Annotated in this window: 2 protein-coding genes and 1 pseudogene; 1 reads left to right on the top strand and 2 read right to left on the bottom strand. The window is 46.8% G+C overall.

Going from position 1 to position 2,849, the window contains the following annotated elements:
• Positions 1–1,257, top strand: a pseudogene (locus AC5JL8_RS10360) (bifunctional DNA primase/helicase); the annotation flags it as partial.
• A 77-nt stretch (positions 1,258–1,334) separates the two neighbouring features.
• Here the strand turns inward: AC5JL8_RS10360 and AC5JL8_RS10355 are convergent.
• Positions 1,335–1,985, bottom strand: coding sequence for a tyrosine-type recombinase/integrase (locus tag AC5JL8_RS10355; protein WP_495879696.1), 651 nt, complete (start codon positions 1,983–1,985; stop codon positions 1,335–1,337).
• 459 nt (positions 1,986–2,444) lie between these two features.
• On the bottom strand, positions 2,445–2,609 hold the full coding sequence (locus tag AC5JL8_RS10350; RefSeq protein ID WP_495879695.1) for a hypothetical protein: 165 nt from the start codon (positions 2,607–2,609) through the stop codon (positions 2,445–2,447).
• Between the last annotated feature and the right edge of the window lie 240 nt (positions 2,610–2,849).

Below are 2,849 nucleotides of genomic sequence, written 5' to 3'. Positions count from 1 at the left end.
CAAATTCAAGCTTCTCGTCATCAATCAATTAATAACTTACGTGCTGACCTGAGATCGCTGTTGTCCGACATGGGCAATACTATTGTTTCAACCGGAGATCATATTGATGTCGCAGCCTGGGAATATCTCAAAAATGCTGCTGATGCACTCGATACTGCTCACCATCATGCCGTCGCCAGTGCCAAAAACATTACTAAAACAGAATACCGCACACGACAAACTAAGGATTATCTTTCACCTGACCAGATGAACGAGTGTGAGAAGTTCCGCATTCATGATTCTTACGGCATGGAAGTTACACCCCGATTGGTCGAGCAAGACAATGGCGGTCGATTGATTAGTGCGCTCGCATCCTTAGAGGCCATCTTATCTCCATCTCTTGAGATGATTGTGGATCTTCGTACTAACAAACAGTACCCCGCACCACCAGAATTTGTCAGTGCCAAAGATCTAGCTGAACGTAACAAGTTACCCTTTTGTATGGACTGGGGTAATTATTCTGCCAAGTGGTTAGCCCGTTTCAACTTAGGGCTGCATGACATTCTCAAACGATTAGTCACAGGAGAAGAAATTACTGCCACCGACGAACATCTATTACTTATGACAGCAACAGCCAAAGAATGCGCTGCTCACATCAAAGCAATTTTGGGGTTTACTGTCCCGCCTGATTGTCAACCGATTTGGTTACTCGCCACCCTTGTTGAACAGTTGGGGCTAAAGTTATGCTGTCGCAAGCAGGGCAAACGTGGTCAACAAGTAAAATTGTTCTCGCTGTCGAAGTCGGAATTGGACTTTGCATTACAAGTTATCGCTCATCGACAAAACAAACGTGCCGAAACGCAATCAGCATCAGGAACAGCGCCAATTTCCTCTTCCGTATCCACCCCCCCCATAAATGGTATAGGAAATCCCTTAGTTGAGGGGGCGGATACTACGCCTTCTTTAGAAGCAGGGGGGCTTCGGGGCTTCGGGGCTTCGGGGCAAGGCTCTTTCTCCCCTGCTCCCCCTCCCCCCTGCCCCGAAGCCTATGAGTACGATCGCACTACACTACTTCATTGCGTGGAAACCCTTCGCTCTGGCATTGCCCAAGGAGTAGACGCGATTAAAGCCATCCTTAAGCGATGGACAACTGATTTGCGCTGGGAGACGGTGTTGGAGTTGGAAGAGATTGCAGCGAGTGAGTTACGTAAACTGGAACAAACAGTGCCTCATTTTTATCAATGGCTTGATGAATCAATCTTGCCAATAGTCAGGTAATCGCCATTTTTCCAAAATCGCTATAGTCTATCAGGCGCATTCTTTGTGTTTAGATCGTCTTTCATATATTTCCCGATCTAGTAATCCGTTATCAACTTAGTGTTGTTGCTAGCAGTGCTATCACTTTTGCTACTATCTCCTGGCACCGGAGTCAGCATCGACAACGCCGCGATCGCTCCCCGTACCTGCGACGGTTCTACATCCAGGTACTCTTGTAATTGCTCCAGGCTGCGGTGTCCGCTGATCTGCTGAATTACTCTCAGTGGAATTCCTGCATTGCTCATGAGCGTAAGTGCAGTTCGGCGGCAACTGTGGGTACTAGCTCCTTCAATGCCTACCTTGTTACACCCTCTCTTAAAAATCAGCGCCGCGTAATCCTCATGCAAATGACCATGCCCCCAACGACCAGGGAAGAGATAAGCATCGCGGGATACCTTGGGTTTGTACAGTTCCAGGTGAAGCCGGAGGTCATCCAGTACTGGGATAGTACGAGTTGCCAGCTTTCCCTTGGTGCTGCCTTTGCGAATGTTCAGTTCTGGCCTGACTCGCTTTCTGCTATCATAAATATCTTGAATTTTCAGGGTAACGCATTCGGAAACGCGACAAGCAGTGTAGAGCATCACCGCACCGAGTGTTTTATCCCGGACTGTGGTCAAACCATCGGTGAACAGACGCTGGATTTCTTCCGGCGACAAAACCTTTGCCTTTCCGTGACGGTCGATTTTCACACCCTGGCACAAAGAGCGATAGTTAATTATTATCGCCGATGCATAGTCCCAGAATTTATTTTGATGCCAAATTCCTCAGTGGAGAATGAAGCTAATTAATTTTGTCTGCTGAAGGGCGATTGCAAGAAGGCACTACACAACCAATGGCGTTGCTCCCACAGTGGGATGAATTAGGGCAAGCTGGGGTAGCAGGGGGAGAAGTTTTCTGGTGTTGCTAAATCATCCCGCTTTTTCTGCAACACCCAACCAATAATTACCTTTATCATGATGCTGTCTAGGTAAGTATCAAGAGCGAGCGACACCTTCATTCGGTCGCGGACAGTCTGGGTTATCTAGATATTACCTAGATATGAACAATACAGGGAGCAGAAAAAAGCTGGCATTTTTTAACTGTGACCAAAAGATGTAGGAGAACAAGGATAAAATATTGCATCTATTACAAGGGAGCGCCAAAGGCAATCACACCTCAAAAGTGGCAGTGACAAAGAAGATGCTGCTCTCATCAAGACTGTGCGAGCAGCTTTCAGATGAGTGCGCCCTTGAGCGCAATCGCAGTCCTAAAGACTGACAGGTGTTTGCTGCCGCTCGGATAATTAAAGTCCCGATAATGTTAGTTTGCGCCATTCATGCTCGAATGTCACTAAGAAAAGCTGGGGAGGCTGGGGGAGTAAAGAGGAAAATTTGTATTTATAAATACTCAAGCAACCTTAAATTCACTTATTTTGTTGTCTCCCCAGCACCCCCAGCACAAGAACAGCTTGCCGGGTGAACGAAAAAAGGTGTGGGGAATAAAAAACAGGTTAGCGTATATAGTACGCTAACTAAGCTCTGACTGATATAGATGTTAACTCTTACTTCGATATG

This window comes from Mojavia sp. (genome assembly GCF_059505145.1).
Note: the sequence above shows the minus strand (reverse complement) of the source record. Positions and strands in the feature narration are given on the sequence as shown.

Bases quoted from the DNA above. Each gene is read 5' to 3' on its own strand.
- AC5JL8_RS10350 (WP_495879695.1), bottom strand. From the start codon at position 2,609: ATGGCGCAAACTAACATTATCGGGACTTTAATTATCCGAGCGGCAGCA.